Here is a 26566-nt window from a genome sequence, read left to right as displayed (position 1 = left end):
CCATGACTGTGTTCGACTATATCGCTATTGCCGTCATCGGCGGCTCGGTGCTGGTGGCGCTGATGCGCGGGCTGATCGCCGAAGTGCTGTCGCTGGGCTCCTGGCTGATCGCCTTCTGGTGCGCCAAGCAGTTTTCGCCGCTGGCGGCGGGCTTTCTGCCGGAAAGCCTGCCCGGCGAGGGCATTCGGCTGGTGGCCGGCTTCGTGCTGGTGTTTTTCCTGGTGTGGCTGGCCAGCGCGCTGCTGCGCGTCACCCTCACCGGTTTGCTGGACAGCGTGGGCCTGGGCCTGATCAACCGCCTGCTGGGCGGCGTGTTCGGCTTCGCCCGCGGCGTGGTGCTGGTGACGGCGCTGGTATTGATAGGCGGCTTGAGCAGTTTGCCGCAGAAACCGATGTGGAGGAATGCGGTGCTCTCGGTGCCATTCGAATCATTGGCCTTGTCATTAAGGCCATGGTTGCCGCCGATACTGGCGGACAACCTCCACTACACCACCGGCCAGGCGCCGGATAGTTAAGGTGAATAAGGCGGAATCTCTTGATATCTTCACTTCAAGATTCCGCCTTTTTCTTTGTCTTGTCTGTTTTCAGGTAGTTGGGAAGAGAGCTTAAAGATGTGTGGAATTCTAGGCGTGGTCGGTCAATCCCCGGTCAATCAGCTGCTGTACGATGGCCTGCAGGTGCTGCAGCATCGCGGGCAGGACGCTGCCGGCATCGTGACCGCCAATGGCAAGACCTTTCACATGCACAAGGGCAGCGGCATGGTGCGGGACGTGTTCCGCACCCGCAATATGCGCTCGCTGCTGGGCGCGGCAGGCATCGCCCACGTGCGCTATCCGACTGCGGGTTCGGCCTCCTGCCTGGCCGAGGCGCAGCCGTTCTACGTCAATTCGCCGTTCGGCATCGTGCTGGCGCATAACGGCAACCTGACCAATACCGAAGAGCTGAAAGCGGACATGTTCCGCCACGACCTGCGCCACATCAACACCAACTCCGATTCGGAAGTGCTGCTGAACGTGTTCGCGCATGAGCTGGCGCAGCGGGTCAAGGGCCACGACCTGAGCGTGGACGCGGTGTTCGGCGCCATCGAGGCGGTGCACCGCCGGGTGCGAGGCGCCTACGCGGTGGTGGCGATGATCGCCGGCTACGGCCTGGTGGCCTTCCGCGACCCCAACGGCATCCGCCCGCTGGTGATAGGCGTCAACGACAGCCTGCCCAAGACCGAATACATGCTGGCGTCCGAGTCGGTGGCGCTGGACTGCTCCGGCTTCACGCTGCTGCGCGACGTGCAGCCGGGCGAGGGCGTGTTCATCAGCTTCGACGGCGAATTCCACTCCCGCCCCTGCGCCAAGCACACCCGCCACGCGCCCTGCCTGTTCGAGTACGTGTATTTCGCCCGCCCGGACTCGGTGATAGACGGCGTGTCGGTGTACCAGTCGCGGCTGAACATGGGCGAGACGCTGGCGGAGAAGATCCGCCGCGACCTGCCGGAGCTGGACATCGACGTGGTGATCCCGATTCCCGACTCCAGCCGCCAGAGCGCGTTGCAGCTGGCCAACGCGTTGGGCCTGCCGTATCGCGAGGGCTTCATCAAGAACCGCTACATCGGCCGCACCTTCATCATGCCCGGCCAGGCGGTGCGCAAGAAGTCGGTGCGCCAGAAGCTGAACCCGGTGCCGCTGGAATTCGCCGGCCGCAACGTGCTGCTGGTGGATGACTCCATCGTGCGCGGCACCACCTCCAAGGAAATCGTGCAGATGGCGCGCGATTCCGGTGCTCGGAAGGTGTACTTCGCCTCGGCCGCGCCGGCGGTGCGCTTCCCCAACGTCTACGGCATCGACATGCCCACCCGCGCCGAGCTGCTGGCCACCGGCCGCGACGAGGCGGAGATCGCCCGCGAAATCGGCGCCGACGCGGTGATCTACCAGGACCTAGAAGCCTTGAAGGACGCGGTGCGCAGCGCCAATCGCGAGCTGCACGACTTCGAAAGCTCCTGCTTCGACGGCGAATACATCACCGGCGACATCACCGCCGCCTATCTGGACGCCATCGAATGCGCGCGGCTGGACCTGAAGCAGCAGGACCAGGCGGGCAGCGAGCAAATGATAGACCTGAACCTGAACGTGGCGGAGCAGAACCTGATCTGACCCTCGCCATTGGGCTATACCTCGGTGGGGGATCCCCGCCATGGGCGGCCGAAGCGCTCTCCCGGCCGGGAGCGGGCTTCGGCCGCTGTCTTATGGGAAAGGGCCAATGTCGAGAATCGCGCTGGCGGGCTTGCTGTTCGCATTGTGCTGCGGGACGCCGGCGCGCGCCGCCCCGGCGCTGGAGCTGGTCACGCTGCAGTACCCGCCGTACCAGTATCAGGAAAACGGCGAGGTGAAGGGGTTCGCGGCCGATCTGGTGCGCGAGGCTTTCCGCAGACTGAATCTGGCGGTCCATATCAGCGTCTACCCCTGGGGGCGCTCCATCGCCATGGTGACGGACGGACGCGCCGACGCCATCTTCACGCTGTACCGCACGCCGGAACGGGAAGCGCTGCTCGATTATTCCAATGAGACGCTGGCGCAGCAGGAGGTGTCGCTGTTCGTGCGCAAGGATTCGCCCATTTCGTCCGGCGGTCGCCTGGATGCGTTGTCCGCTTACCGTTTCGGCGTGGTGCGCGCCGTCAGCTATGGCGTGGTTTTCGACCAGGCGGTGAAGAGCGGCCAGATCAAAGTGGGCGAAGTCGCCGCCAGCGGCGAGCAGAACATGGACATGCTGCTGGCGCAGCGCTTCGACATCCTGGTCAGCAACCGGCTGGGCGCGCGCGATATCTTGCGCCGTCGCCACGAGGAGGCCCTGGTGCGCGAACTGTCGCCGCCGCTGGAGGCCATTCCCAGCTATATGGCTTTCGCGCGCAAGCGCAGCCTCGCCGGGCTGCGCCAGCGTTTCGACGCCGCGCTGGCGGCGATGAAGCGGGACGGCAGCTACGCGCGCCTGAGCGCCGCGCCTTGACACCGTCAACGCCGACATCTTAAGTGAAACGATCTAGCGCGTCAGCCGATGGCGAATTTCCGCCAGAAGCGGCGGCACACGATCGGCCGAGGGCTGTCGCGCGCGATTCACAATACAGTCGGGAGCATGGCCAGCATGCCAAACCGCAATCGTTTTCTGATCGCCTACCTCATACTTTGCGCGCTGGCGGCGCTGGCGCTGGTTTGGCTGTCGCCCTGGCTGGGCTGGCTGATGGCCGGCAGCGGCGGCGCGGCGGCTTGCTTGCTGGCGGGCAAGCAGGAGTCTCCCATTTCGCCGCGAGAGGAGCCTGCCTCTGCCAGCCATGCCGGCCAGGGGCCTGCCGATGAGAATCTCGCCTTGCTGGAGGCGGTGATACAACGCTGGATGGGCAATCTGCAACTGGTGCTGGAGCAGTCCACCTCCGGCAGCAACCAAGTGGCCGCCACCTTGAGCGCCATCGCAGGCAGCCTGCATGCCACCATCGAGGCTTCGCGCTCGGCCGCCACCGATATCGGCGCCGACAGCCTGGATAAGATGGTGAGCGACGCCGGCATGCTCAGCCGGGAAATTTCCCACGTGCTGTCGGAAATCGTCAGCCATCGCCAGTTGCTGATAGACGAAGTGTCCAAGCTCACCACTTTTTCCGTGGAGCTGCGCGCCATGGCCGAAGAAGTGGGCAATATCTCCAATCAGACCAATCTGCTGGCGCTGAACGCCAGCATCGAAGCCGCGCGCGTCGGCGAATTCGGCCGCGGCTTCGCGGTGGTGGCCGACGAGGTGCGCAAGCTGTCGCAGCAATCGGCGCAAACCGGCATCAAAATGTCGGAAAAGGTGGAAACCATCAACGCCGCGCTGGAGCAGACCCGGCAATCCACCACCAGCCTGGGCGCCCAGGATGCTGACAAGGGCAATGGCGCGCTGGGCTTGCTGGACGCCTCGGTGCAGGACTTCAGCGCCGCCGCCGGCCGGCTGGCCGAAATCAACCAGAAAATGCAGAGCGACGGCTCGCAGGTGGAGCGCGAACTGAACGCCTCGCTGGTCGCGCTGCAATACCAGGACCGGGTCAGCCAGATCATCCAGCATGTCGCCAGCGACCTGGAGCGCATGCTTGAGCACCTGCGCCAGACGCGCGAGGCGCGCAAAACCGGCTGCGAGCCGCCCGCCATCAGCAGCCAGGAATGGATGAAGCGGCTGGAGTCGACCTATACCACGCTGGAGCAGGCGGCGCTGCATCAGGGCGCCGGCGCCAAGGCGCAGGCCTCGCAAGGCGACGTGGACTTTTTCTGATCCGACCAGGACAGCGGGGCTGTCCGCCACCCGGAGGTGTCAATGGGCAAATCCATCCTGATAGTCGACGACGCGGCCAGCATCCGCGCCACGGTGAGCATCGCGCTGAAGGGGGCCGGCTACGAGGTGATAGAGGCTTGCGACGGCAACGACGCGCTGGCCAAGCTGAACGGCGCTCGCGTCAATCTGATCATCTCCGACGTCAATATGCCCGGCATGGACGGCATCACCTTGCTCAAGCGGCTGAAGGAAGGCGCCGCCACCCGTTTCCTGCCGGTGATCATGCTGACCACCGAAGGCAGCGACGACAAGAAGATGCAGGGCAAGGAGGCCGGGGCCAAAGCCTGGATCGTCAAGCCTTTCGACCCGCTCAAGCTGCTGGACGCGGTGTCCAAGCTGATCCAGCCATAAGCCGAAACCATCATGCCGATTCAAGTGACGCAGGATGGCGAGGCGATGCGGGCCGCAATCGACGGCGAATTGACCATCTTCACCATTGAGATGCTGCAGGATGAGCTGCTTGGCCTGCTCAATCACCCAAGCGTGCGGCTTGACCTATCCGCAGTAACGGAGCTGGATGGCTGCGGCGCCCAATTGCTGTGCGTGCTGTTGGCCGAGGCGCGGCGGATGGAGCGCGATGTCTCCATTGCCGGCAGCAACGCGCTGGTGGACGAGGTGGGCAATTGGCTGGGTTTCGCCGCAGAAACAGGCGCCGCGCGGATGGAGAGCGCGGGGGAGGGGGAGCATGGATCTTAGCAAGGCCAAGGCGGTATTCTTCGAGGAATCGCGCGAGCTGTGCGACGGGCTGGAAACGGCGCTGCTCGACCCGGTGGCCTATCCGCCCAATGCCGAAACCTACAACCTGCTGTTCCGCACCGCGCATACCATCAAGGGGTCGGCCGGCATTTTCGGCCTGGACGCCTTGGTCCGCTTCGCCCACGTGGTGGAAAACGTGCTGGAAAGGCTGCGTTCGGGACAGGTGGCGCTGAGCGACGACCTGATCGGCCTGCTGCTGTCCTGCAATGACCATTTGCGCCGGCTGCTGGACAGCGCCTCGATCAGCGACGATATGGCGCGCCAGGATCTGCCCGAAGGCGAGCCGCTGCTGCTCAGCCTGCGGCGCTATCAGGACGGCGAGGCGGTCGAAACCGACGCGCAGACGGAGGGCGCTGCGCCGCCCGCAGCGGCCGCCAGCGAGTCCGTCGCGACGCAGACGCCTTATTGGCAGCTGTCGCTGCGCTTCCACGCCGACACCTTCCGCCACGGCTTCGATCCGCTGTCCTTTCTGCGCTATCTGGCCGGATGCGGCACCGTGCTGCAGGCGGAGCCGGTGTGGCGCAATTGGCCGCCGCTGCCGCTGTTCGACGCCACCGAGTGCTTCATGGGCCTGGATCTCAGCCTGGAGTCGGCGGAGAGCCCGGAGCGCATCGCGGGCACCTTCGAATTCATCGCCGAGGACAGCCTGATCGGCATCCTGCCGCCGCACGCCTCGCTGGCGGATTTCCTGGCCTTGGCGGAACGCCTGGGCGAGCCGCTGGACGAGCAGTTGGCGCGCTGGCTCAGGCGGGGAGCGCTGACCGAGGCCGAAGCCGCCCGCATTGAGCGCGGCGACCTGGGGCAGCCCGAGCCCGAATCCGAAACCGCCGCAGTTCTGGAAGGCCCCGCGCCGGCGTCAACGGCCGCGCAGCCGGCCGGCGGCGCGCCAAGCAAGCCCGGCCGCGGCGACGGCCAATACATCCGCATCGAGGCTGGCAAGCTGGACCGGTTGATCAACCGGGTGGGCGAGCTGGTGATCGCCTCGTCCGGCACCAAGCTGATCGCCCAGGCGCGCGGCGATGCCGAGCTGCTGGAATCGGTGGCGGTGATCAACACCCTGGTGGAAAGCATACGCGACGACGCGCTGACCCTGCGCATGGTGCCGGTGGACGAAATCTTCAGCCGCTTCCCGCGCATGGTGCGCGAAGTGTCCAAGCAGCTGGGCAAGACCATCCACCTGGAAATCAAGGGCGGCGACACCGAAATCGACAAATCGATGGTGGAAAAGCTGACCGACCCGCTGATGCACATCGTCCGCAACGCGGTGGACCACGGCCTGGAGTCGGCGGACAAGCGCCTGGCCGCCGGCAAGCCGCCAGAGGGCACGGTCACGCTGAATGCCTACCACGACGCCGGCTCGGTGGTGGTGGAGGTGAAGGACGACGGCGGCGGCATCAACCGCGAAAAGGTGCTGGCCAAGGCAGTGGAGCGCGGCCTGGTCGCCGAGGGCCGGGTTCTGAGCGACCAGGAAACCCTGCAGCTGATCTTCCTGCCCGGCTTTTCCACCGCCGAAGCGGTGAGCGACCTGTCCGGCCGAGGCGTCGGCATGGACGTGGTGAAGCGCAATATCGAATCGCTGCGCGGCGAGATAGAGATTCAGTCGCAGCCGGGGCTGGGCTCCACCTTCCGGCTGCGGCTGCCGCTGACGCTGGCCATCATCGACGGCTTCCGGGTGGAAGTGAACGAATCGGCGCTGGTGATGCCGCTGGACATGATGATCGAATGCGTGGACATGCCGCCCGGCGCGATGAGCCAGCGCGCGCGCCAGGTTAACCTGCGCGGCGACTGGCTGCCCTTCGTCTCCCTGCGCGAGCTGTTCGGCCTGCCGCCATCGGGCCAGCCGGAATACATCGTGATCGTCCATTACGGCGAGCACCGCGCCGGCATCGTGGTGGACCGGCTGATGGGTGAAGTGCAGGCGGTGATCAAGCCCTTGGGCGAGATCTTCAAATCGCTGCGCGGCATCAGCGGCTCCACCATCCTGGGCAACGGCAAGCCGGCGCTGGTGCTGGACATTCCGCAGTTGATCCATCACGCCTGCCGGCGCGAACGCCGGTTGATAAAACAGGGCACGGAAGCGGCGACGCACTGGGATTAGAGCTTGAATGTTCTAATTTTGACAATTTCAGGAGAGAGGTCTGTCATGAACTGGTTTCACAACCTGCAAGTCAGGACCAAGCTGCTGCTTAGTTTCGGCGTGCTTCTGGCGTTGTTGTTGACGATGGGTATCGTCGGTTACCAAGCCAGCGCAAGAGTGAATGCGGGTCTCGAGGATTTATTCACCAATCAGTTCAGCCCACTGATCGGCATCAGCAACGCCAGAGTCGCGGCGATGACGCACAACCGAGCGCTTTATCGATATCTGGCAGAAACCGACAAGGCCAAAATGGATGATGCCGCGGCGCACATGGATCAATATGACAAGGAGTTGTTCCAGCAGATGAAGTTGGAACTAGGCTCGACCATGGAGCCAGAAGAAGCTGATGCCAATAGGCGCTGGCAGACGCAATGGCCTATTTATTTGAGCGCAAGCAAGGAAGCCATGAAGCTGGCTTATGAAGACCCAGGCACGGGGGAAGGGCGCAAACGGGCAATGGAGATTGTGAGAAGCAAGGCGCGACCCGCTTTTGATATTGTCGAGCAATCACTGACGCTCGTGAAAGAAGTGAATGAGAGAGTCGCTGAAAAGACGCATACATTGGGTCAGGAGACATATGCCTCCACAACGCGAGTGGTGATCACCCTTTCGATCATTTCATTGCTCATTTGCGGCGCGCTGTCCCTGCTGGTGACGCGCAGCATCCTGCGCCAGCTGGGCGGCGATCCATCCTACGCGATGCAGGTGGTGGCGCGGGTGGCCGACGGCGACCTGTCGGTGCCGATCAAGCTGAACGGCAACGACAGCAGCAGCCTGCTGTACTCGATCAAGGGCATGGCGCACCGGCTGTCCGATACGCTGGCCGAGGTCAGCTCGATGTCCGAATCGATAGGCGCGGCGTCGGAACAGGTGTCGTCCACCGCCAGCTCGCTGGCGCAGACGGCGTCGGAACTGGCCTCCAGCGTGGAGGAAACCAGCGCGTCGGTGGAGGAGATGGCGTCCACCGTCACCCAGAACGCCGATAACGCCCGCGTCACCGAGGGCATCGCGTCGAAGTCGGCCGACAGCGCCACCGAAAGCGGCAAGGCGGTGGGCGACATGGTGCACGCAATGAAGGAAATCGCCTCGCGCATCACCGTGATCAACGACATCGCCAACAAAACCGACCTGCTGGCGATCAACGCGGCGATCGAAGCGGCCCGCGCCGGCGAACACGGCAAGGGCTTCGCCACCGTGGCGGTGGAAGTGCGCAAGCTGGCCGAACGCTCGCAGGTGGCGGCCAAGGAAATCGGCGATCTGGCCGGGCGCTCGGTCAGCGTGGCGGAGCGCGCCGGGGTGCTGCTGCAGGAAATGCTGCCGGGGATAGACCAGACCGCCACCTTGGTGCAGGAAATATCGGCCGCTTCGCGCGAGCAGCGCACCGGCATCGACCAGATCAACACCGCGGTTTCGCAGATCAGCACCGGCATGCAGTCGTCGGCGTCGTCGGCGGAGGAACTGAGCTCCACCTCGGAAGAGCTCAGTTCGGCGGCGATGCAGCTGCAGGACCTGATGCAGCAGTTCAAGCTGCGCAGCAGCCGCCACGCGCGCAAGGGCATATCGCTGCACATGAGCGGCCATGGCGCCGGCGGCGCGCGCAAAACGGCCTCGGCGCCGCCGCACTCGATGCAGGCGGACGACGATGATTTCGACGAAGGCGTGGACGACGACAAGTTTTCCAAATACTGAGGAGAACCAACATGACCGAGCGCGCTAATCCGGGCGCCGCGCATGGCAGCGGCAAGTTCCATTGCGTCACCTTCATCCTGGGCGAGGATTTGTTCGGCATCCAGATCAACTTCATCCGCGAGATCATCGAGCTGGACGGCATCACCCATGTGCCGATGATGCCGAGCTTCGTGCGCGGCATCATCAATCTGCGCGGCTCGGTGGTGCCGGTGATAGACCTGTCGATCCGCTTCGGCCGCGGCCTGACCGAGCTGAAACCGTCCACCTGCGTCGCCATTCTGTCGCTGCCGGGGCTGGACAACGGCTACAACGAGGTGGGCATCCTGCTGGACGCGGTGTGCGAAGTGCTGGAGATACCGGAGACCGACATCGACCCATCGCCGACCTTCGGCGTCAGCATACGCGGCGATTTCATCCAGGGCATCGCCACCATCAACGAGCGCTTCGCCATTCTGCTGAATGTGCAGCAGGCGCTGTCGGTGACGGAGTTGAGCGCGATGGCGGAGTCGGTCGCCCAGCAGCACTTCAACGACGATGCCGAGGTGGCCTGAGGGCGGGAGCGGCGCGTGCTGAATCGTGACCCGGTGCTAAGCGATGAGGAATTCGCCTTTTTCCGCCAGTTCATTTTCCGCGAGGCGGGGATAGACCTGCCGCCGGGCAAGCGCTCGCTGGTGCAGTCGCGGCTGTCCAAACGCATCCGCCACTTGGGGCTGGCCAGCTACTCGGCCTACTGGCAGCTGCTGCGCAGCCCAAGCGCGCATGCCGAGCGCCAGCGGGCGATCAACCTGCTGTCCACCAACGAAACCTATTTTTTCCGCGAGCCCCAGCATTTCCACTGGCTGGAACGGGAAGCGCAGCATCTGCGCGATATCCGGCCGGGCATGCTCAGAGTGTGGTCGGCGGCCTGTTCCACCGGCGAAGAGCCCTACACCATCGCCATGGTGCTGGCCGAGGCGCTGGGTTTGAGCGGCAACTGGAAGATCTACGCCACCGACATCAACACCAAGGTGCTGGCCGCCGCCAAGCGCGCGGTGTATCCGATAGAGCGCGCCCGCCGCACGCCGCCGCATTTCTGGCAGAAATATTTTCTGCGCGGCCACGATGAATACGAAGGCATGGTCAAGGTGGCGCCGGAACTGGCGCGGCGGGTGGATTTCGCCAATCTCAACCTGCTGCATTGCGACAAGTTCCACCATGGCGAATTCGATATTGTCTTTTTGCGCAATGTTCTGATTTACTTCAATGAGACGACCAAGCTGAGCGTGCTGTCCAATCTGTGCACCCGGATGAAGCAGGGCGGCCATCTGCTGATCGGGCATTCCGAATCGCTGCATAAGCTGGCGCTGCCGCTGGTCCAGGAGGAACCGTCCCGCTACCGGCTGGATGCCTCGCGGATGAGAGGAGGAGGGAAATGAGCATCGCCGTCCTGATCGTGGATGATTCCGCCGTAGTGCGCGAAGTGCTGGGGCAGATGCTGGCCACCGCGCCGGACATCGAGGTGATAGGCGCGTCGCCCGACCCCATCTTCGCGATGAACCGGATGAAGCTGCGCTGGCCGGACGTGATCCTGCTGGACATCGAGATGCCGCGGATGGACGGCCTGACTTTCCTGCGCAAAATCATGGAGGAGCGGCCGACGCCGGTCATCATCTGCTCGTCGTTGACCGAAAAAGGCGCCCGCATCACGCTGGACGCGATGTCGGCCGGCGCGGTGGCCATCATCACCAAGCCCACCATCAATTTGAAATCCTTTCTGCAGGAGGCGGCCAAGGAACTGATCCAGGAAGTGCGCGACGCCGCCGGCGCGCGGATGGGCGTGTTCAAGCGCATCGCCAGCAGCGCGGCCAATCCCAGGGGCGGCGAGCAAGGCCCGGCGCCCAAGCTTACCGCCGATGTGGTGCTGGACGCGCCATCGGGCCTGGAGAAATACCACGCCACCGAGAAGATCATCGCCATCGGCACCTCCACCGGCGGCACCCAGGCGCTGGAATATCTGCTGCCCAGGCTGCCCGCCACCTGCCCCGGCGTGGCGGTGGTGCAGCACATGCCTGAGAAGTTCACCGCGTCTTTCGCCGATCGCCTCAACCGGCTATGCAAGGTGGAGGTGAGGGAGGCGAGAAGCGGCGACCGGCTGATTTCCGGCGTGGCGCTGATCGCCCCCGGCGGCAAGCATCTGCTGATCAAGCGCAGCGGCGCGCAATACATGGCGGAGGTCAAGGACGGCCCGCTGGTGTCGCGCCACCGGCCGTCGGTGGATGTGTTGTTCCGCTCGGTGGCGGTGAATGCCGGCAAAAATGCGGTGGGAGTGATCATGACCGGCATGGGCGACGACGGCGCCCGCGGCATGCGGGAGATGCACGACGCGGGCGCGCGGACGCTGGCGCAGGACGAGGAGTCCTGCGTGGTGTTCGGCATGCCTAACGAGGCCATCAGCCATGGCGGGGTGGACGAGGTGATGTCGCTGGAGCGCATTACCCACACCTTGGCCGGAATCAGGGGTTGAACCATGACGCATCTGGAAAAATGGCTGGGCCGCAGCGCGATGGTGGTGGACGACTCCCCCAGCCAGCGCATGGTGGCAGCCGGACTGTTGCGCGAGTTTGGTTTTGCCGTGGTGCACGAGGCGGAGAACGGACTGGACGCGCTGGGACAATTGGCTGTGCTGGCGTCGGTGGACCTGGTGGTGACTGACCTCAACATGCCCGGCATGGACGGCGTCAAGCTGCTGGAGAGCATCGCCAAGACCTGCAAGGGCAAGGTGAAGTTCGTCGCGGTGATGAGCGGCGTGCCGCGCGACGTGCTGGATACGGTGCAGGGGGTGGTGGACGCGTCCGAGCTGGACCTGCTGGCGGTGTTTCCCAAGCCGCTGAGCCTGGCGGAAGTGCGGCGGGTGCTGGACGGCTGCGACCCGGACTGGCACCTGTCCGGCGCCGTCATCAGCAATCTCAAGCTCAGCCAGGAAGAGGTGGCGCTGGCGCTGGGCCTGGGGCAACTGGTGCCGTACTTCCAGCCCAAGATCTCGATAGGCGACGGACGTCTGTTCGGGATGGAGGCGCTAGTGCGCTGGGAGCACCCGCAGTTCGGCGTGCTGCAGCCGGCGGTGTTCGTCCATCACCTGGAACAGGGGCCGCTGGCGCTGCGCTTCTTTTACCAGTTCTTGCGCCAGGTTTGCCTGGAGTTGAACCGTTTTCTCGCCGTGCAGCCGGATCTGCACGCGTCGATCAATCTGCCGGTTCCGCTGCTCAACGACGCCAATCTGGTGGATGAAATGACCTGCATCGTGCAGTCATGCGGACTGACCTGCCATGCCATCGTGGTGGAGGTGACGGAAACCTCGCTGATGTCCAACCTGGCGGCCTCGCTGGGCACGCTGGCGCGCTTGCGGCTGAATGGCTTCGGCCTGGCGATGGACGACTACGGCACCGGGTACTCATCGATGAAGCAGCTGTCGCGCAGCCCGTTCACCGAACTGAAAATCGACCGCGAATTCGTCCACGACGCATCCAGCAGTCCGAAGAAGCTGGCCATTCTCACCGCGGCCATCGCCATGTGCCAGCGTCTGCGGCTGTCGTCGGTGGCGGAAGGGGTGGAGAACGAAGAAGACTGGCGGCAGCTGTCGGCGCTGGGTTGCGATGTGGCGCAGGGGTATTACAGCAGCCGTCCGCTGTCGGCGGAAATGTTCCTGCAGTGGATGGCCGAGCGCTGAACCGCCCGCTTGGCCGCCGACAATAAAAAAGGGGCCGAAGCCCCTTTGGTCTTGCGCGCCGGAATCAGGCGGCGAAGTTCTTGGACGCGAAGTCCCAGTTCACCAGCTTCCAGAAGCTGTCCAGATAGTTCGGGCGGCTGTTGCGGTAATCGATATAATACGCGTGTTCCCACACGTCACAGGTCAAGAGCGGCTTCTTGTCGGTAGTCAGCGGAGTGGCGGCGTTGCTGGTGGATACCAGGTCCAGGCTGCCGTCGCTGTTCTTCACCAGCCAGGCCCAGCCGGAACCGAAGGTGCCGACGGCGGTCTGGGTGAAGGCCTTCTTGAATTCCTCGAACGAACCCCACTTGGCCTTGATGGCGTCGGCCAGCGCGCCGGTCGGTTCGCCGCCCGCGTTCGGCGCCAGACCGAACCAGTAGAAGGTGTGGTTCCAAACCTGAGCGGCGTTGTTGAAGATGCCGCCGGAGGATTTCTTCACGATCTCTTCCAGGGAGGCGTTCTCGAACTCGGTGCCCTTGATCAGGTTGTTCAGGTTGGTGATGTAGGTCTGGTGATGCTTGCCGTAGTGGAATTCCAGGGTTTCCTTGGAAATGTGCGGCGCCAGGGCGTCCAGCGCGTACGGCAGTTCAGGCAGTTTGTGTTCCATTATGCTCTCCTGGTTGAGAAAGTAAGCCGCATAAGCGGATGCTTTACGCGCAGTTTACTGGAAGATGCGCGGACAGGCCAATAGTTGACCGAAATGGTAAGGATAGAAATTTGCAATTTGATGTGATTGTCATCGGCGCCGGCGCGGCCGGTTTGATGTGCGCCGCCACCGCCGGCCAGCGCGGCCGCAAGGTGCTGTTGCTGGACCATGCCGCCAAACTGGCGGAAAAAATCCGCATCTCCGGCGGCGGGCGGTGCAACTTCACCAACCTTTACGCCAAGTTCGACTGCTACTTGTCGGACAACCCGCATTTCTGCCGCTCGGCGCTAGCGCAATACACGCCGCAGGATTTCATCGCCATGGTGGAGCGCCATGGCATCGCGTATCACGAAAAGAAGCTGGGCCAGTTGTTTTGCGACGACGGCAGCGAGCGGATTATAGCCATGCTGGACGAGGAATGCCGGCAGGCCGGCGTGGAGCGGCGGATGGAGACCACTATCTCGCAGGTGGCGCGCGTCGAGTCGGGCTACGCGCTGCAAACCTCGATGGGCGAGTTGCGCGCCGAATCTCTGGTGGTGGCCACCGGCGGGCTGTCCATCCCGCAGATAGGCGCGACGCCTTTCGGCTATCAGCTGGCCGAGCAGTTCGGCTTGCCGTTGACGCCGCTGACGCCGGCGCTGGTGCCGCTGACCTTCCACGTGGAGGACGCCGACACGTTTTCGCCGCTGGCGGGGGTGTCGCTGGACGTCGAGGCGCGCGCCGGCAAGGGCAAGTTCCGCGAGAACGTGCTGTTCACCCACAAGGGCGTGTCCGGCCCGGCCATCCTGCAGATATCGTCTTACTGGCAGCCCGGCATGGAGCTGACGCTCAATCTGCTGCCGGACGCCGATGCAGAAGCCTGGCTGGAGGAAAGGGCGGGCAGCGAGCAGCTGATCTCCAACGCGCTGGGCGAATTCCATTGGCCCAAGCGCTTCGCCGAGGCCTGGCTGGACCGCGAGGGCTTCAACAAGCGGCTGAAGGACCTGGGGCTTAAGCAGCGCAAACAGCTGGCGGAGAGCTTGCACCGCTGGCGGGTGAAGCCCAACGGCACCCAGGGCTACAAGAAGGCCGAAGTCACGCTGGGCGGCGTTTCCACCAAGGCCCTGTCGTCCAAGACCATGATGGCGGCCGATGTGCCCGGCCTGTTTTTCATCGGCGAGGTGGTGGACGTCACCGGCTGGCTGGGCGGCTACAATTTCCAGTGGGCCTGGTCGTCCGGCTACGTGGCCGGAATGAACTGCTGACAGGCCGCAGCCCGGCCAAAGCGCGTGAGCCGGGCCGGGTTTCGGGTTAGAATCGTCTTTTGCCTTTTGGGCGCCATCCGGCGCTGAGCACCCCGGATATACATGACAGAACAGTACGAGAATTTTGATGGCGAGATGGCCGCCATCCGCACGCCGCCGCATTCGATCGAGGCCGAACAGTCGGTCATCGGCGGCTTGCTGCTGGACAACAGCGCCTGGGACAAGATCGCCGACGTGGTGTCCGAGGCCGACTTCTACCGCCACGACCACCGGCTGATCTACAAGCATGTCGCCAAACTGGTGGAGCTGGGGCGCCCGGCCGACGTGGTGACGGTGGCGGAATCGCTGGACAAGAACGACCAGCTCGGCAATATCGGCGGCTTGGCCTATCTCGCCACGCTGGCGCAAAACACGCCGTCGGCCGCCAATATCCGCCGTTATGCGGAAATCGTCCGTGAACGCTCGGTGATGCGCCAGCTGGCGCTGGTGGGCACCGAAATCGCCGAGGCCGCATATTCGCCCATGGGCCGCGACGCCTCGCAGTTGCTGGACGAAGCCGAAGGCAAAGTGTTCCAGATCGCCGAATCCACCGCCAAGTCCAAACAGGGCTTCCTGGAAATGCCGGGCCTGCTGAAGGAAGTGGTGGAGCGGATCGACATGCTGTACAGCCGCGACAACCCGGACGAAGTGACCGGCATCCCCACCGGCTTTGTCGACCTGGACGCCAAAACCTCCGGCCTGCAGCCGGGCGACCTGATCATCGTCGCCGGCCGGCCGTCCATGGGTAAAACCGCCTTCTCGATGAACATCGCCGAGCACGTGGCCGTGGAAACCCACTTGCCGGTGGCGGTGTTCTCGATGGAAATGGGCGGCGCGCAGCTGGTGATGCGGATGCTGGGGTCGGTGGGCCGGCTGGACCAGCACACGCTGCGCACCGGCAAGCTAGGCGACGACGACTGGCAGAAGCTCACTTACGCGATAGGCAAGCTGTCGGAAGCGCCGATGTACATCGACGAAACCCCGGCGCTGACCGCGCTGGAAGTGCGCGCCCGCGCGCGGCGCCTGGCGCGCCAGCACGGCGGCAAGCTCGGCCTGATCGTGATCGACTACCTGCAACTGATGTCCGGCTCCGGCCGCGGCGACAACCGTACCGCAGAACTGGGCGAAATCTCGCGCGGCCTGAAGGGTCTGGCCAAAGAGCTGCAGGTACCGGTGATCGCGCTGTCGCAGCTGTCGCGGGCGGTGGAGCAGCGTCCCAACAAGCGGCCGATGATGTCGGACTTGCGAGAATCCGGCGCCATCGAGCAGGACGCCGACTTGATCGTGTTCATGTACCGCGAAGAGTATTACAGTCCGGACAACCAGGAAGTGAAGGGCTTGGCCGAAGCCATCATCGGCAAACACCGTAACGGCCCGACCGGGGCGGTGCGACTGGCCTTCGTCGGCAAATACGCCAAGTTCGACAACGCCGCCACCGTCGGCGTCAGCGGCTGGGCCGACAGCGACTCCTGACCCTCACAACCAAGAGATTCCGATGAGCTATTTCGACAAGCACGTATTCGTCTGCTGCAACCAGCGCGCCAACGGCGAGGGCTGCTGCAACAACCTGGGCGCCAGCGAACTGCACGCGTACATGAAGGAACAGATCAAGGCCAAGGGCCTGTCCGGCAAGGGCAAGATCCGCGTCAACAAGGCCGGCTGCCTGGACCGCTGCAACGAGGGCCCGGTGCTGGTGGTCTACCCGGAGGAAACCTGGTACACCTTCGTCGACAAGGACGACATCGACGAGATCATCAACGAGCACATGGTCAACGGCCGCGTGGTGGAAAGGCTGAAGATCTGATGCTGAAGGCGATGAACAAGGTCGGCATCGCCGGCCCGGCCGGCATGCTGGACACCATCGTGGTGGATGCCCAGGGCGAAGCGACCGGCGTCGCGGTGATCTGCCACCCCAATCCGCTGCAAGGCGGCACGCACACCAACAAGGTGGTGCAGACTGCGGCCAAGGCCCTGTCGCAACTGGGCTATGTCTGCTATTGCCCCAATCTGCGCGGCGTCGGCGACAGCGAAGGCGAACACGATTACGGCAACGGCGAGGTGGACGACGCCATCGCGGTGGTCGACCATGCCAAATCGCAATATCCGGGCTTGCCGCTGGCATTGGCCGGTTTTTCTTTCGGCGGCTTCGTCGCCGCCCGTACCCGCGCCCGCATCGACGCCGACAAGCTGCTGCTGATGGGCGTGGCGGTGGGCAAATACCCGATTCCGACGCCGGAGGTGCCTGCCGACACGCTGGTGATCCACGGCGAAGAAGACGAAGTGATTCCGCTGGCGGCGGTGATGGAATGGGCGCGGCCGCAAAGCCTGCCGGTGCTGGTGTTCCCCGGCGCGGGCCATTTTTTCCACGGCCGCTTGGTGCAGTTGGCCCAGATGATTCAACGGTGCTGGTGAGCGCCGGCGCAAGCAGACCGCGGTCTGCTTTTTTTGTATCGACAGAAAGAAAACCAATGCAAGACATCGTGGATTTCGTGCTGGAAATCGACAAGCTGAAGCAAGTGACGCGCAAGACCCGGGTGCTGAACAGCGACCGTTATGAAAACTCGGCCGAGCATAGCTGGCAGATCGCCCTGCTGGCGGCATCCTTGCAGCCTTACGCCGCCGAGCCGGTGGACATCGCCAAGGTGGTGGCGATGCTGCTGGTGCACGATATCGGCGAGATCGAAACCGGCGACACCATCGTCTACGCCGAAGGCGGCTGGGAGGAGCGCAAGGCGCAGGAACTGGCCTGCGTCACCCGCATTTTCGGCATGCTGCCGCCCGAGCAGGGCGGGCGCTTCCTCGCCTTGTGGCAGGAGTTCGAAGCCGGGGAGAGCGCCGAAGCGCGTTTCGCCCACGCCGCCGACCGCGCGATGCCGGTATTGCTGAACCTGGCCAACAAAGGCCAGAGCTGGCGGGAAAACGGCATCCGCCACGAGCAGGTGGTCAGCCGGATCGGCCCGCCGGTGCGCCAGGGCTGTCCGGCGATGTGGGAATACCTGGAAGGCCGGCTGGAGAAGGCCAGGGATAGCGGCTGGCTGAAATAGGCGCTCAACGCGGCAAGCATCCAAAGGCGGGCGCGAATGGCGCCCGCCTTTTCATCCCGTCAGCAAGTCGGGAAAGATGCGGCAATCCGGTTTTCCACCTATGCTGGATATCATACGACAATGACACGGCCGACCCTGATCGTTCTCTACGCTGGGTAATGGTGCGACATGCTTCCGCGGAGAGTGATGCTTATGCAGCAATCAGACTCGGCGAACCTCCAGAGTCCGGAATTTCTCTCAACCCTGCCGCCTACGCGCGGCCAGAGCGCTTTGGCCTACAGCGCCATGCTGATCTCCGCGCTGGTGTTCGTCATTACGGTGCCGTTCGCCAAAATTCCGCTGGCCAAGGTGTGGGCCTTCATTCCGGTATACCAGTCGGCGCTGGCCATCAACGATCTGGTCACCGCGGTGCTACTGTTCGGCCAGTTTGCCATCTTGAGGCTGCGCTCGCTGCAACTGTTGGCGATAGGTTATCTGTATACCGCGCTGATGGCGATGGCGCACTCGCTGACCTTTCCCGGCTTGTTCGCCGAACACGGGCTGCTGGGCTCGGGCGCGCAGACCACGGCCTGGATGTATATGTTCTGGCATGGCGGCTTCCCCGCGGTAGTGGTGGTTTATGCCTGGATGGCGGACAGGCCGCTGCTGGAACCGTCGCCAGCCAGAGTGGGGCGCTCCATCCTGGCATCGGTTCTGCTGACATTGGTGCTGGTCCTCACCTTCCTGGCGTTAGCCACATCCGGCCACGGCTTTCTGCCGGTGATCATGCAAGGCAACCGTTATAGCCCGCTGCTGTGGGTAGTGGTGTCCAGCGTCTGGGGGATGAGCCTGCTGGCGCTGGTGGCGGTCGGCCTCAGGCGTCCGCGCAGTTTGCTAGACCTGTGGCTGATGGTGGTGCTGTTCGCCTGGCTGTGCGATGTCGCCTTGTCGGCCATGCTCAATGCCGGCCGTTTCGATCTGGGCTTCTATGTCGGCCGCGTCTATGGCCTCATGGCCGCCAGCTTCGTGCTGATCGTCTTGTTGCTGGAAAACGGCAAGCTTTACGCCAAGCTGGCCGCTTCGTCGGCGGAATTGCGCGACGCCAAACAGGCGGCCGAAGCCGCAACCCAAGCCAAATCGATGTTCCTGGCCAATATGAGCCATGAAATCCGCACGCCGATGAACGCCATCATCGGCATGTCCTATCTGGCGCTGAAAACCGAGCTGACCGAACAGCAGCGCAATTATGTCGGCAAAATCCACAACGCCGGCACCTCGCTGCTGGGCATCATCAACGACATCCTGGACTTTTCCAAGGTGGAGGCCGGCAAGCTAGACCTGGAGTCTGAGCCGTTCTGGCTGGACGACGTGCTGGAGAGCATCTCCTCGCTGGTTGCTCAAAAAGCCGCCGACAAAAACCTGGAGCTGCTTTTCGAGATGGGAAAGGAAGTGCCGCAAGGGTTGGTGGGCGACGCGTTGCGGCTGGGGCAGATTCTGACCAATCTGGTCAACAACGCGATCAAGTTCACCGAGAAAGGCCAGGTGGCCATCATCATCACCCTGGCCGACCGCATCGGCGACAAGGTTCAATTGCGCTTCTGCGTGCACGATACCGGCATCGGCATGACAGAAGAGCAGGTAGCCAAGCTGTTCCAGGCCTTCAGCCAGGCGGATGGCTCCACCACCCGCCGCTTCGGCGGCACCGGATTGGGCCTAGCCATCTCCAGGCGGCTGGTGGAGCTGATGGGCGGCACGATACAGGTGGAGTCTGCGCCCGACTGGGGTAGCTCCTTCATCTTCAGCTCCTGGCTCGGCTTGTCGCGCGCTGTCGACGCTCGCCTCGATTCCTTGCCCCACAATATCAAGGGCATGCGCATCCTGGTGGTGGACGACAACGCCACCGCGCGCGACATCCTGTCTGAACAGCTGCGCGCGCTGGATTTCGTGGTAAGCACCTGCACGCTGGGCAGCGAGGCCATTCCGCTGGTGCGCCAGGCGGCGCTCAACCAACCCTACGACGCCGTTTTCATCGACTGGATGATGCCGGAGATGGATGGCATCGAAACGATCAGACGCATCCGCGAAATCACCCGCACCGCGCACATCATCCTGGTGACCGCCTTCGGCCGCGATGATGTGCGCGCCGATGCCAAAGCGGCGGGCAGCGATGCCTTCCTGGTGAAGCCGGTCAGCCAGTCGTCGTTGTTCGACGTGCTGGTGGAGGTGTTCGGCGGCGGCGCGCGGACGGAGTCGCCGCGGAAAAACGATGATTTCACCAGTCTGAACGGCCTGCACCTGCTGCTGGCGGAAGATAACGCCATCAACCAGCAAATCGCGGTGGAGCTGCTGGAGGGCGCGGGCGCCACTGTTACGGTCGCCGGTAACGGCCAGCTGGCGCTGGACAAGCTGGAGACCTATGGCCCGGAAGGATTCGACGCGGTATTGATGGACGTGCAGATGCCGGTGATGGACGGGATCGAGGCGACGCGGCGGATACGCGCGGACGCCCGCTTCGCCGCGCTGCCCATCATCGCGATGACCGCCGACGCGCTGGTGGAAGAGCGGGAAGGGTGCCTGAGCGCTGGCATGGTCGACCATATCGCCAAACCTATCGATCCCCATCTGATGTTATCCACGCTGAAGCGCTGGACCCGGCCGGTAGAGAGTCCTCCCGCGCGAAAGCAGGAACCAAACCAAGAGGAACGGGTCATTCCGCTTATCGAAGGCCTCGACAGCGCCGCAGGACTGCGGCGCGTCGCGGGCAATCGGGAGCTGTACCTGCACCTGCTGCGGCAGTTCGTCGCTGAAGAGGCGGGCGCCGCCGCGCGGCTTGACGAGGCATTGGAGGACGGCGACTATCCGTTGGCCGAGCGCATCGCCCACACGCTGAAAGGCACCACCGGCAGCATAGGGCTGGCCGGCTTGCCCGAAACCGCGGCGAAGCTGGAGCAGGCGATCCGTTCCCGAACCGAATGCAAAGAAGGCGTGGCGACGCTGATGCGGCAGATGGAGCGCGCGGTGGCTGCGCTTAAGGGCGGGCTCGACGCGCTGGCGCCGGCTCCCGATCAGGGTGTGGCGCAGGGAGGTAAATTGCTGCTTGAGCTGTCCCGTCTGTTGGCTGCCAGCGACGGGGAAGCCTTGGGGTATTTCCTGTCGCACGCCGCCGAAGTGAGGGAAACCTTCCCCGGCGGAGACTACGCCGCATTCGAAAAGGCATTGACGAATTTCGACTTCGCCACCGCCTTGACATCATTGCGCACGGCGGCAACACAGCACGGCATCGCCCTTCCTGAGGATGCATCATGAACACGTCAGAACTGAGGCGCCAGACTGTCCTGATCGTGGACGACACGCCGGAGAACCTCACCCAGCTTTATGGCTTGCTGAAGGATCATTACCGTACCCAGATCGCCAACAGCGGCGAGCGGGCGCTGCAGATCGTCGCCGGCGATGTCCTGCCCGATCTGGTGCTGCTGGATGTGATGATGCCGGGCATCGGCGGGCTGGAAGTGTGCCGCCGGCTGAAAAGCGATCCGCGCACCATGGGAATCCCGGTGATTTTCCTGACGGCGATGAGCGAGAACGAAGACGAGCAAGCGGGGTTCGATGCCGGCGCGGTCGACTACATCATCAAGCCCATTTCGCCGCCTATCGTCATGGCGCGCGTCACCACTCATCTCCGTCTCAAGGCCGCTTCGGATTTTCTCGAAGACAAGGCGGCCTTTCTGCAAAGCGAGGTGGAGCGGCGCACCCGCGAAGTGCAGGTGATCCAGGACGTCACCATCATGGCGCTGGCCTCGCTGGCGGAGACAAGGGATCACGAAACCGGCAACCACCTGCGCCGAACCCAGAACTACGTCCGCGCGCTGGCGATGGAGCTGCGCAACCACCCCAAATACCGCAAGGGACTGGACGACGAAACCATCATGATGTTGTACAAGTCGGCGCCATTGCATGACATTGGCAAGGTTGGTATCCCGGACCACATCCTGCTCAAGCCCGGCCCGCTAACGCCGCAGGAGTTCGAAATCATGAAAACCCACACCACGCTGGGCCGGGATACCATCGCGGCCGCGGAAAAAATGCTGGATACGCCCAGCAATTTCCTGCGGCTGGCCAGGGAGATCGCCCACAGCCATCAGGAAAAGTGGGACGGCAGCGGGTATCCGGAAGGGCTGGCCGGCGACGCGATACCGGTTTCCGCGCGATTGATGGCGCTGGCGGATGTCTACGACGCGTTGATATCGCGCAGAACCTACAAGCCGCCGTTTCCTCACAGCCAGGCGGTGGACATGATACGCGAGGGCAGCGGCCGGCATTTCGACCCGGAGATGGTGAAGGCCTTCTTGCAGATCGCCGACGAGTTCCACGCCATCGCGCTGCGCTACGCCGACAATTCCTAGCAGGACGATCCCGGCCGCGGCTAACGCTTAGCGGTGGTATTCGCCGGCAGCTTCCGGCTGGTAAACGATTTCCAGAACAGTCAGCCGGGTAGTGCCGGAGGGAGTCGGCCATTGCATGTCCTGGCCGATGGACAGGCCAAGCAGCGCCGCCCCGATCGGCGCGAGCACCGAAATCCGGCCTTGTTCGCTATCCGCCTCGCGCGGATACACCAGGGTGAGCAGCTTTTCCTGGCCGTCGCCCAGGCGGATGCGGGCGCGGCTGTTCATGGTAATGACGTTTGCGGGCATGGCTTCAGGCTCCACCACCTCGGCACGCTCCAGTTCCGCTTCCAGGCGTCCGGCAACGGGGTGCCCCTGTTCGCAGGTTTCCAGCAAGGCGGCCAGGCGCTCGTAATCGAGAGAGGAAACCGTGATGGCTGGGGTGATCGACATATGAGACTCCTTCAGATGGACAAAGGGCACCGCGACGGGTGCCCGATGGACAAATCCTGGATGGATTCATATCTTGATCATAAAGGATTCAAAGCTGCGCCAACAAGGCCGATCCCGCAATTATTTACCCCTCATCCCGTGGAACTTTTCCGAATATTGCCTCACCCTAGCAGTGACAAGGCGGCTTGCGGCGCGATGTTGGCCTGCCGCTGCGCCAGGGCCGCCGACTGGCCTAGTATCTGCTGCGAAGCCAGCTGCGCGCTGGCGGCGGCGTAATCCGCATCGCTGATCCGGCTGTTGGCGGCCTGCGTGCTGATGTTGGAAGTCTGCAGATTGTCCACCACCGAATTGAAACTATTGTTGACCGCTCCCAGCGTGGTCCGCTGCGCGCCGATGGCATTCAGGTCGTTCTGGGCGGATTGCTGGGCTGTCAGCGCGTTGGCCTGGGTGGTGATGTCTATGGTGTTGGTCGCCGCCAGGTTGGCGTTGTAGCTGTTGAGGCCGCCGGACGCCGGCGCCGCCGACAGATTGATGCCGGGCACGGTGAGCTGGTTGGAACTGGTGCCGTTCGGCCCCACCTGGAAAGTGGTGGCGTTGCCGCCGGTCAGCAGCGGGGTGCCGTTATACTGGGCGCTCTGCACGATCTGCGAGTTGGCCTGGGTCAATTGGTCTACCTGCTGCTGCAGCGCTTGGCGGTTGCTGCCGCTGAGGGCGCCGTCGCCGGCCTGGATCGCCAGGGTCTGGATCTGCTGGGTGTTGCTTTGCAATTGCCCAAGGGCCGAATCCGCGGTTTGCACCAGGGAAACGCCGTCGTTGGTATTGTTCAACGCTTGATTGTTGCCGTTGATCTGAGCCTGCAGTTGCTGCGAGATCGCCTGATTGGCCGCATTGACCGAGGCCTGGCCAGATCCCAGTTCCGCCAGTGATTGCTGGATGGACTTCTGGGTCTTGCTCAGTTGGGTCTGTCCGGCCAGCGAGGCCAGATTGCTATTGATGGTCAGTGACATGGTGCTTCTCCCGCAGGCGGACTGCTCAAGACAATACTATTGGTTCAGTTTAGAAACAATGGCTTGCCGACACAATGGCAATTTAAAAATCGCAACAATTCTGTCGCCGTCGCGGTTATCGCGCCAATAAAAAACCCGCGCGGCGCGCGGGTCGGACGGCAGGCATTTGACAACGCCGGGCTTATTTGAACGAAGGCTTTTCCGGCGTGCCCGCGGACTGGGTCAGGATTTCATAGCCGGTTTCGGTAACCAGCACCGTGTGTTCCCACTGCGCGGACAGGCTGCGGTCCTTGGTGACCACGGTCCAGCCGTCGGCCAGCATGCGCAGGTGGCGTTTGCCCTGGTTGATCATCGGCTCGATGGTGAAGATCATGCCGGCCTGGATTTCCAGCCCGGTGCCCGGGCGGCCGTAGTGCAGGATCTGCGGCTCCTCGTGGAATTTCTTGCCGATGCCGTGGCCGCAGAATTCCTGCACCACGCTGTAGCCGGCGGCTTCGGCGTGCTGCTGGATCGCGTAGCCGATGTCGCCCAGCTTGACGCCCGGCTTGACCTTTTCGATGCCTTTCCACATGCATTCGTAAGTGATCTTGCACAGACGGCGTGCGTGCGGGCTGACTTCGCCGACGTAGAACATCCGGCTGGTATCGCCGTGGTAGCCATCTTTGATGACGGTGATGTCCAGGTTGACGATGTCGCCGTTCTTCAGCGGCTTGTCGTTGGGGATGCCGTGGCAGATGACGTGGTTGACCGAGGTGCAGATGGACTTGGGGTAGGGGATGTGGCCATCCGGCGCGTAATTCAGCGGCGCCGGGATAGTGCCTTGCTCGCGCACCATGTAGTCATGGCACAGCTTGTCTATCGCTTCGGTGGTGATGCCGGGCTGGATGTGCGGAGTGATGAAGTCCAGAACCTCGGAGGCCAGGCGGCCGGCGATCCGCATTTTTTCGATGTCCTGGGCGTCTTTCAGTTGAATAGCCATTTTTTGATAATGCCTGTTGTTTTCAGTGGGTGGCAGGGTTTGGCAGGGGGGCTGGCCGGGCAAATTCGAGAATTGCCCAACCAAACCATCAAGCCTCGTCCGGCTGCTAATGATTGGTATTCCCCCATTCTACACCAGTTGGCCAGCGCTCTCATTGCCAAGCGCCTGGCCGAGCGGTTGGCCGGATGCCCGGCGGTGGCTCTTGTCCGAATGCGCAGCCATGTAAGGATGTTGGCATAATGAGGGGTCTAGCCCAATTGGAGCCCGCCATGATTTCTCCGCATGCCGTCCCAGTCGATCTGCTGCTGGCCTATTCGTCTTATCTGCTGGGCACGGCCAGCCCCGGGCCCAGCAATCTGGCCATCATGTCCGCCGCCATGCACGCGGGGCCGCGCCCGGCGCTGATGCTTGCGCTTGGCGTCGTTTGCGGCTCGCTGTTCTGGGGCTGCCTTGCCGCTCTGGGCTTGTCGGCGGTGCTGGCCGACAGCGCGATGGCCCTGTTGGCGATCAAAATGGCCGGCGGGCTTTACCTGTTCTGGCTGGCGTATCGCTCCGGCCGCACCGCCATCGCCGGTCTGCGCGTGCCGGCGGGTATGCCGGGCGGGGAAGCTGGACGGAAGATGTTTCTGCGCGGCGCCGCCATGCACCTGACCAATCCCAAGGCGATTTTCGTCTGGTTATCCATTGTCGCGCTGGCTATGCCGGCCGGCGGCTCGCTGCGGGATGGGCTGTGGATGGTGGCCGGGTACTGGGCGATAGGGCTGCTGGTATTCGGCGGCTACGCGGCGGTGTTTTCGTTGCCGCGGGTGCGGGAGGGCTTTTTGCGGGTGAGCCGCTTGTTCGATGGCGCGTTGTCCGTGTCGTTCGCTTATGCCGGCTGGCGCATGCTGGCATCGGCGCTCAAGCCCGCGCAGGCGTGATTGCGGCATGATAAAAACAAAGCCCGCCGGATGGCGGGCTTTGGCTTGGAGCGGGCACTCCGGATTTACTTTTGCTCCAGATGGTAGCGGCTCACCAGTTCCACTTCTTCCTTGGAGCCCAGGAACACCGCCACGCGCTCGTGCAGTTTCTGCGGCTGGATGTCCATGATGCGCTGCAGGCCATTGGTGGCCGCGCCGCCGGCCTGTTCGATGACGAAGGCCATCGGGTTGCCTTCGTACATCAGACGCAGTTTGCCGGCCTTGCCCGGGTCGCGCGCATCCTTCGGATACATGAAGATGCCGCCGCGGGTGATGATGCGGTGCACTTCCGCCACCATCGACGCTACCCAGCGCATATTGAAATCGCGGCCGCGCGGGCCGGTGCTGCCAGCCAGCAGTTCGTCCACATAACGGCGCACCGGCGCTTCCCAGTGACGCATATTGGACATGTTGATGGCGAATTCGCCGGTGCGCTCCGGCACCTGCATGTCCGGGTGGGTCAGCACGAAGGAGCCGTGCTCGCGGTCCAGCGTGAAACCGTGGACGCCGCTGCCGAAAGTCAGCACCAGCATGGTTTGCGGGCCGTACACGGTGTAGCCGGCGGCCACCTGGCGGGTGCCGGGCTGCAGAAAATCGGCCTCGCTAGGTTGCGTCACGCCTTCCGGGCAGCGCAGGATGGAGAAGATGGTGCCTACCGAGATGTTGACGTCGATATTGGACGAGCCGTCCAGCGGATCGAACATCAGCAGGTATTCGCCTTTCGGGTATTCGCCGGGGATGTGGTAGGGCAGTTCCATCTCTTCGGAAGCCATCGCCGCCAGGCTGCCGCCCCATTCATTGGCGTCCAGCAGAAAGTCGTTGGCGATCACGTCCAGCTTCTTCTGCGCCTCGCCCTGCACATTGCCGGTGCCGGCTTCGCCCAGCACCCCGGCCAGCGCGCCCTTGTTGACCGAATAGCTGATCGCCTTGCAGGCGCGGCCAACGGTTTCGATCAGCAGGCGCAATTCCGGCGGCAGCGTGCCGGCCTTGCGTTGCTGTTCGATCAGAAAGCGGGAGAGGGTGATGCGGCTCATGTCGTTCCTTCGGGAATGGGTGGGTGCGCAAATGGTAATGCCGGCGCGCTGCCGGGCACAACGCGGCATTATAGCGAATAAGTCGGCGGCCGGGCTTGGGAAGGGCTATCAAGAAGCTAGTAGTTTTACGTA

Annotated in this window: 25 protein-coding genes and 1 pseudogene; 21 read left to right on the top strand and 5 right to left on the bottom strand. The window is 63.5% G+C overall.

Annotated features, from left to right (window positions below; all coding sequences use genetic code 11):
• Nucleotides 1-2 precede the first annotated feature (2 nt).
• The 13 genes and pseudogenes from MY55_RS08780 (at nucleotide 3) to MY55_RS08725 (ending at nucleotide 12629) form a co-directional block, all read left to right on the top strand.
• Nucleotides 3-515, top strand: coding sequence for a CvpA family protein (locus tag MY55_RS08780; protein ID WP_043572236.1), 513 nt, complete (start codon nucleotides 3-5; stop codon nucleotides 513-515).
• 96 nt (nucleotides 516-611) lie between these two features.
• Nucleotides 612-2144 (top strand): amidophosphoribosyltransferase, encoded by a 1533-nt coding sequence (purF, locus tag MY55_RS08775; RefSeq protein ID WP_043572233.1) that lies wholly within the window; start codon nucleotides 612-614, stop codon nucleotides 2142-2144.
• A gap of 106 nt (nucleotides 2145-2250) precedes the next feature.
• Entirely contained in the window at nucleotides 2251-2994 is a 744-nt protein-coding gene (locus MY55_RS08770) for a substrate-binding periplasmic protein (protein WP_043572231.1), read from the top strand.
• 135 nt (nucleotides 2995-3129) lie between these two features.
• On the top strand, nucleotides 3130-4281 hold the full coding sequence (locus MY55_RS08765; RefSeq protein WP_157889281.1) for a methyl-accepting chemotaxis protein: 1152 nt from the start codon (nucleotides 3130-3132) through the stop codon (nucleotides 4279-4281).
• 42 nt (nucleotides 4282-4323) lie between these two features.
• Nucleotides 4324-4692: a response regulator gene (locus tag MY55_RS08760; protein ID WP_047236778.1), complete on the top strand. Its 369-nt coding sequence runs from the start codon at nucleotides 4324-4326 to the stop codon at nucleotides 4690-4692.
• Nucleotides 4693-4704: 12 nt separating this feature from the next.
• Entirely contained in the window at nucleotides 4705-5037 is a 333-nt protein-coding gene (locus MY55_RS08755) for an STAS domain-containing protein (RefSeq protein WP_047236777.1), read from the top strand.
• Nucleotides 5027-7195 carry a chemotaxis protein CheA gene (locus MY55_RS08750; RefSeq protein WP_065202270.1) on the top strand — a complete coding sequence of 723 codons (2169 nt, stop codon included), beginning with the start codon at nucleotides 5027-5029 and terminating at the stop codon, nucleotides 7193-7195. The genes MY55_RS08755 and MY55_RS08750 overlap by 11 nt, the downstream gene beginning before the upstream one ends.
• A 45-nt stretch (nucleotides 7196-7240) precedes the next feature.
• Nucleotides 7241-7801: pseudogene (locus MY55_RS24605) on the top strand (MCP four helix bundle domain-containing protein); the annotation flags it as partial.
• Between the two features lie 27 nt (nucleotides 7802-7828).
• Nucleotides 7829-8923 (top strand): methyl-accepting chemotaxis protein, encoded by a 1095-nt coding sequence (locus MY55_RS08745; RefSeq protein WP_236687613.1) that lies wholly within the window; start codon nucleotides 7829-7831, stop codon nucleotides 8921-8923.
• An 11-nt stretch (nucleotides 8924-8934) separates the two neighbouring features.
• Nucleotides 8935-9474, top strand: a complete 540-nt coding sequence (locus MY55_RS08740) for a chemotaxis protein CheW (RefSeq protein ID WP_043572217.1) — start codon at nucleotides 8935-8937, stop codon at nucleotides 9472-9474.
• 15 nt (nucleotides 9475-9489) lie between these two features.
• Nucleotides 9490-10338 carry a CheR family methyltransferase gene (locus tag MY55_RS08735; protein WP_043572215.1) on the top strand — a complete coding sequence of 283 codons (849 nt, stop codon included), beginning with the start codon at nucleotides 9490-9492 and terminating at the stop codon, nucleotides 10336-10338.
• A complete protein-coding gene (locus MY55_RS08730; RefSeq protein ID WP_047237181.1) occupies nucleotides 10335-11426 on the top strand; it encodes a protein-glutamate methylesterase/protein-glutamine glutaminase in 1092 nt (363 codons plus the stop codon). The genes MY55_RS08735 and MY55_RS08730 overlap by 4 nt, the downstream gene beginning before the upstream one ends.
• A gap of 3 nt (nucleotides 11427-11429) precedes the next feature.
• Nucleotides 11430-12629, top strand: coding sequence for an EAL domain-containing response regulator (locus MY55_RS08725; protein WP_043572206.1), 1200 nt, complete (start codon nucleotides 11430-11432; stop codon nucleotides 12627-12629).
• 64 nt (nucleotides 12630-12693) lie between these two features.
• On the opposite strand, the gene sodB is transcribed toward MY55_RS08725, so the two are convergent.
• Nucleotides 12694-13275, bottom strand: a complete 582-nt coding sequence (sodB, locus tag MY55_RS08720; RefSeq protein ID WP_043572201.1) for a superoxide dismutase [Fe] — start codon at nucleotides 13273-13275, stop codon at nucleotides 12694-12696.
• A 110-nt stretch (nucleotides 13276-13385) separates the two neighbouring features.
• Here sodB and MY55_RS08715 point away from each other — a divergent pair, with 110 nt between their 5' ends.
• The 7 genes from MY55_RS08715 (at nucleotide 13386) to MY55_RS08685 (ending at nucleotide 22023) form a co-directional block, all read left to right on the top strand.
• A complete protein-coding gene (locus MY55_RS08715; RefSeq protein WP_043572199.1) occupies nucleotides 13386-14558 on the top strand; it encodes a BaiN/RdsA family NAD(P)/FAD-dependent oxidoreductase in 1173 nt (390 codons plus the stop codon).
• A gap of 102 nt (nucleotides 14559-14660) precedes the next feature.
• A complete protein-coding gene (dnaB, locus tag MY55_RS08710) occupies nucleotides 14661-16070 on the top strand; it encodes a replicative DNA helicase (RefSeq protein WP_043572197.1) in 1410 nt (469 codons plus the stop codon).
• Nucleotides 16071-16092: 22 nt separating this feature from the next.
• Nucleotides 16093-16401, top strand: a complete 309-nt coding sequence (locus tag MY55_RS08705) for a (2Fe-2S) ferredoxin domain-containing protein (protein WP_047237180.1) — start codon at nucleotides 16093-16095, stop codon at nucleotides 16399-16401.
• Complete coding sequence (locus tag MY55_RS08700; protein ID WP_043572193.1) at nucleotides 16401-17009, top strand: alpha/beta hydrolase; 609 nt, start codon at nucleotides 16401-16403, stop codon at nucleotides 17007-17009. Before MY55_RS08705 ends, MY55_RS08700 begins: the two co-directional genes overlap by 1 nt.
• A gap of 56 nt (nucleotides 17010-17065) precedes the next feature.
• Complete coding sequence (locus tag MY55_RS08695) at nucleotides 17066-17641, top strand: HD domain-containing protein (protein ID WP_043572192.1); 576 nt, start codon at nucleotides 17066-17068, stop codon at nucleotides 17639-17641.
• Nucleotides 17642-17833: 192 nt separating this feature from the next.
• Nucleotides 17834-20926 carry a response regulator gene (locus tag MY55_RS08690; RefSeq protein WP_160309796.1) on the top strand — a complete coding sequence of 1031 codons (3093 nt, stop codon included), beginning with the start codon at nucleotides 17834-17836 and terminating at the stop codon, nucleotides 20924-20926.
• Entirely contained in the window at nucleotides 20923-22023 is a 1101-nt protein-coding gene (locus tag MY55_RS08685) for an HD-GYP domain-containing protein (RefSeq protein WP_047237179.1), read from the top strand. The genes MY55_RS08690 and MY55_RS08685 overlap by 4 nt, the downstream gene beginning before the upstream one ends.
• A 27-nt stretch (nucleotides 22024-22050) precedes the next feature.
• Here the strand turns inward: MY55_RS08685 and rnk are convergent, their stop codons facing one another.
• The 3 genes from rnk to map all read right to left on the bottom strand — a co-directional run bounded on the left by rnk (nucleotide 22051) and on the right by map (nucleotide 24477).
• Nucleotides 22051-22455, bottom strand: a complete 405-nt coding sequence (gene rnk / locus MY55_RS08680; protein ID WP_043572188.1) for a nucleoside diphosphate kinase regulator — start codon at nucleotides 22453-22455, stop codon at nucleotides 22051-22053.
• A gap of 161 nt (nucleotides 22456-22616) precedes the next feature.
• Nucleotides 22617-23462 (bottom strand): flagellin N-terminal helical domain-containing protein, encoded by an 846-nt coding sequence (locus MY55_RS08675; RefSeq protein WP_047243169.1) that lies wholly within the window; start codon nucleotides 23460-23462, stop codon nucleotides 22617-22619.
• 181 nt (nucleotides 23463-23643) lie between these two features.
• Nucleotides 23644-24477, bottom strand: coding sequence for a type I methionyl aminopeptidase (gene map, locus MY55_RS08670; RefSeq protein ID WP_255361819.1), 834 nt, complete (start codon nucleotides 24475-24477; stop codon nucleotides 23644-23646).
• 233 nt (nucleotides 24478-24710) lie between these two features.
• Here map and MY55_RS08665 point away from each other — a divergent pair, with 233 nt between their 5' ends.
• Nucleotides 24711-25361, top strand: coding sequence for a LysE family translocator (locus MY55_RS08665; protein ID WP_065202269.1), 651 nt, complete (start codon nucleotides 24711-24713; stop codon nucleotides 25359-25361).
• A 65-nt stretch (nucleotides 25362-25426) separates the two neighbouring features.
• Here the strand turns inward: MY55_RS08665 and MY55_RS08660 are convergent, their stop codons facing one another.
• Complete coding sequence (locus MY55_RS08660) at nucleotides 25427-26434, bottom strand: class 1 fructose-bisphosphatase (protein WP_043572179.1); 1008 nt, start codon at nucleotides 26432-26434, stop codon at nucleotides 25427-25429.
• Between the last annotated feature and the right edge of the window lie 132 nt (nucleotides 26435-26566).

The organism is Chromobacterium subtsugae, assembly GCF_001676875.1.
GTDB lineage: Bacteria > Pseudomonadota > Gammaproteobacteria > Burkholderiales > Chromobacteriaceae > Chromobacterium > Chromobacterium subtsugae.
This window is presented reverse-complemented; position numbering and strand designations above follow the sequence as displayed.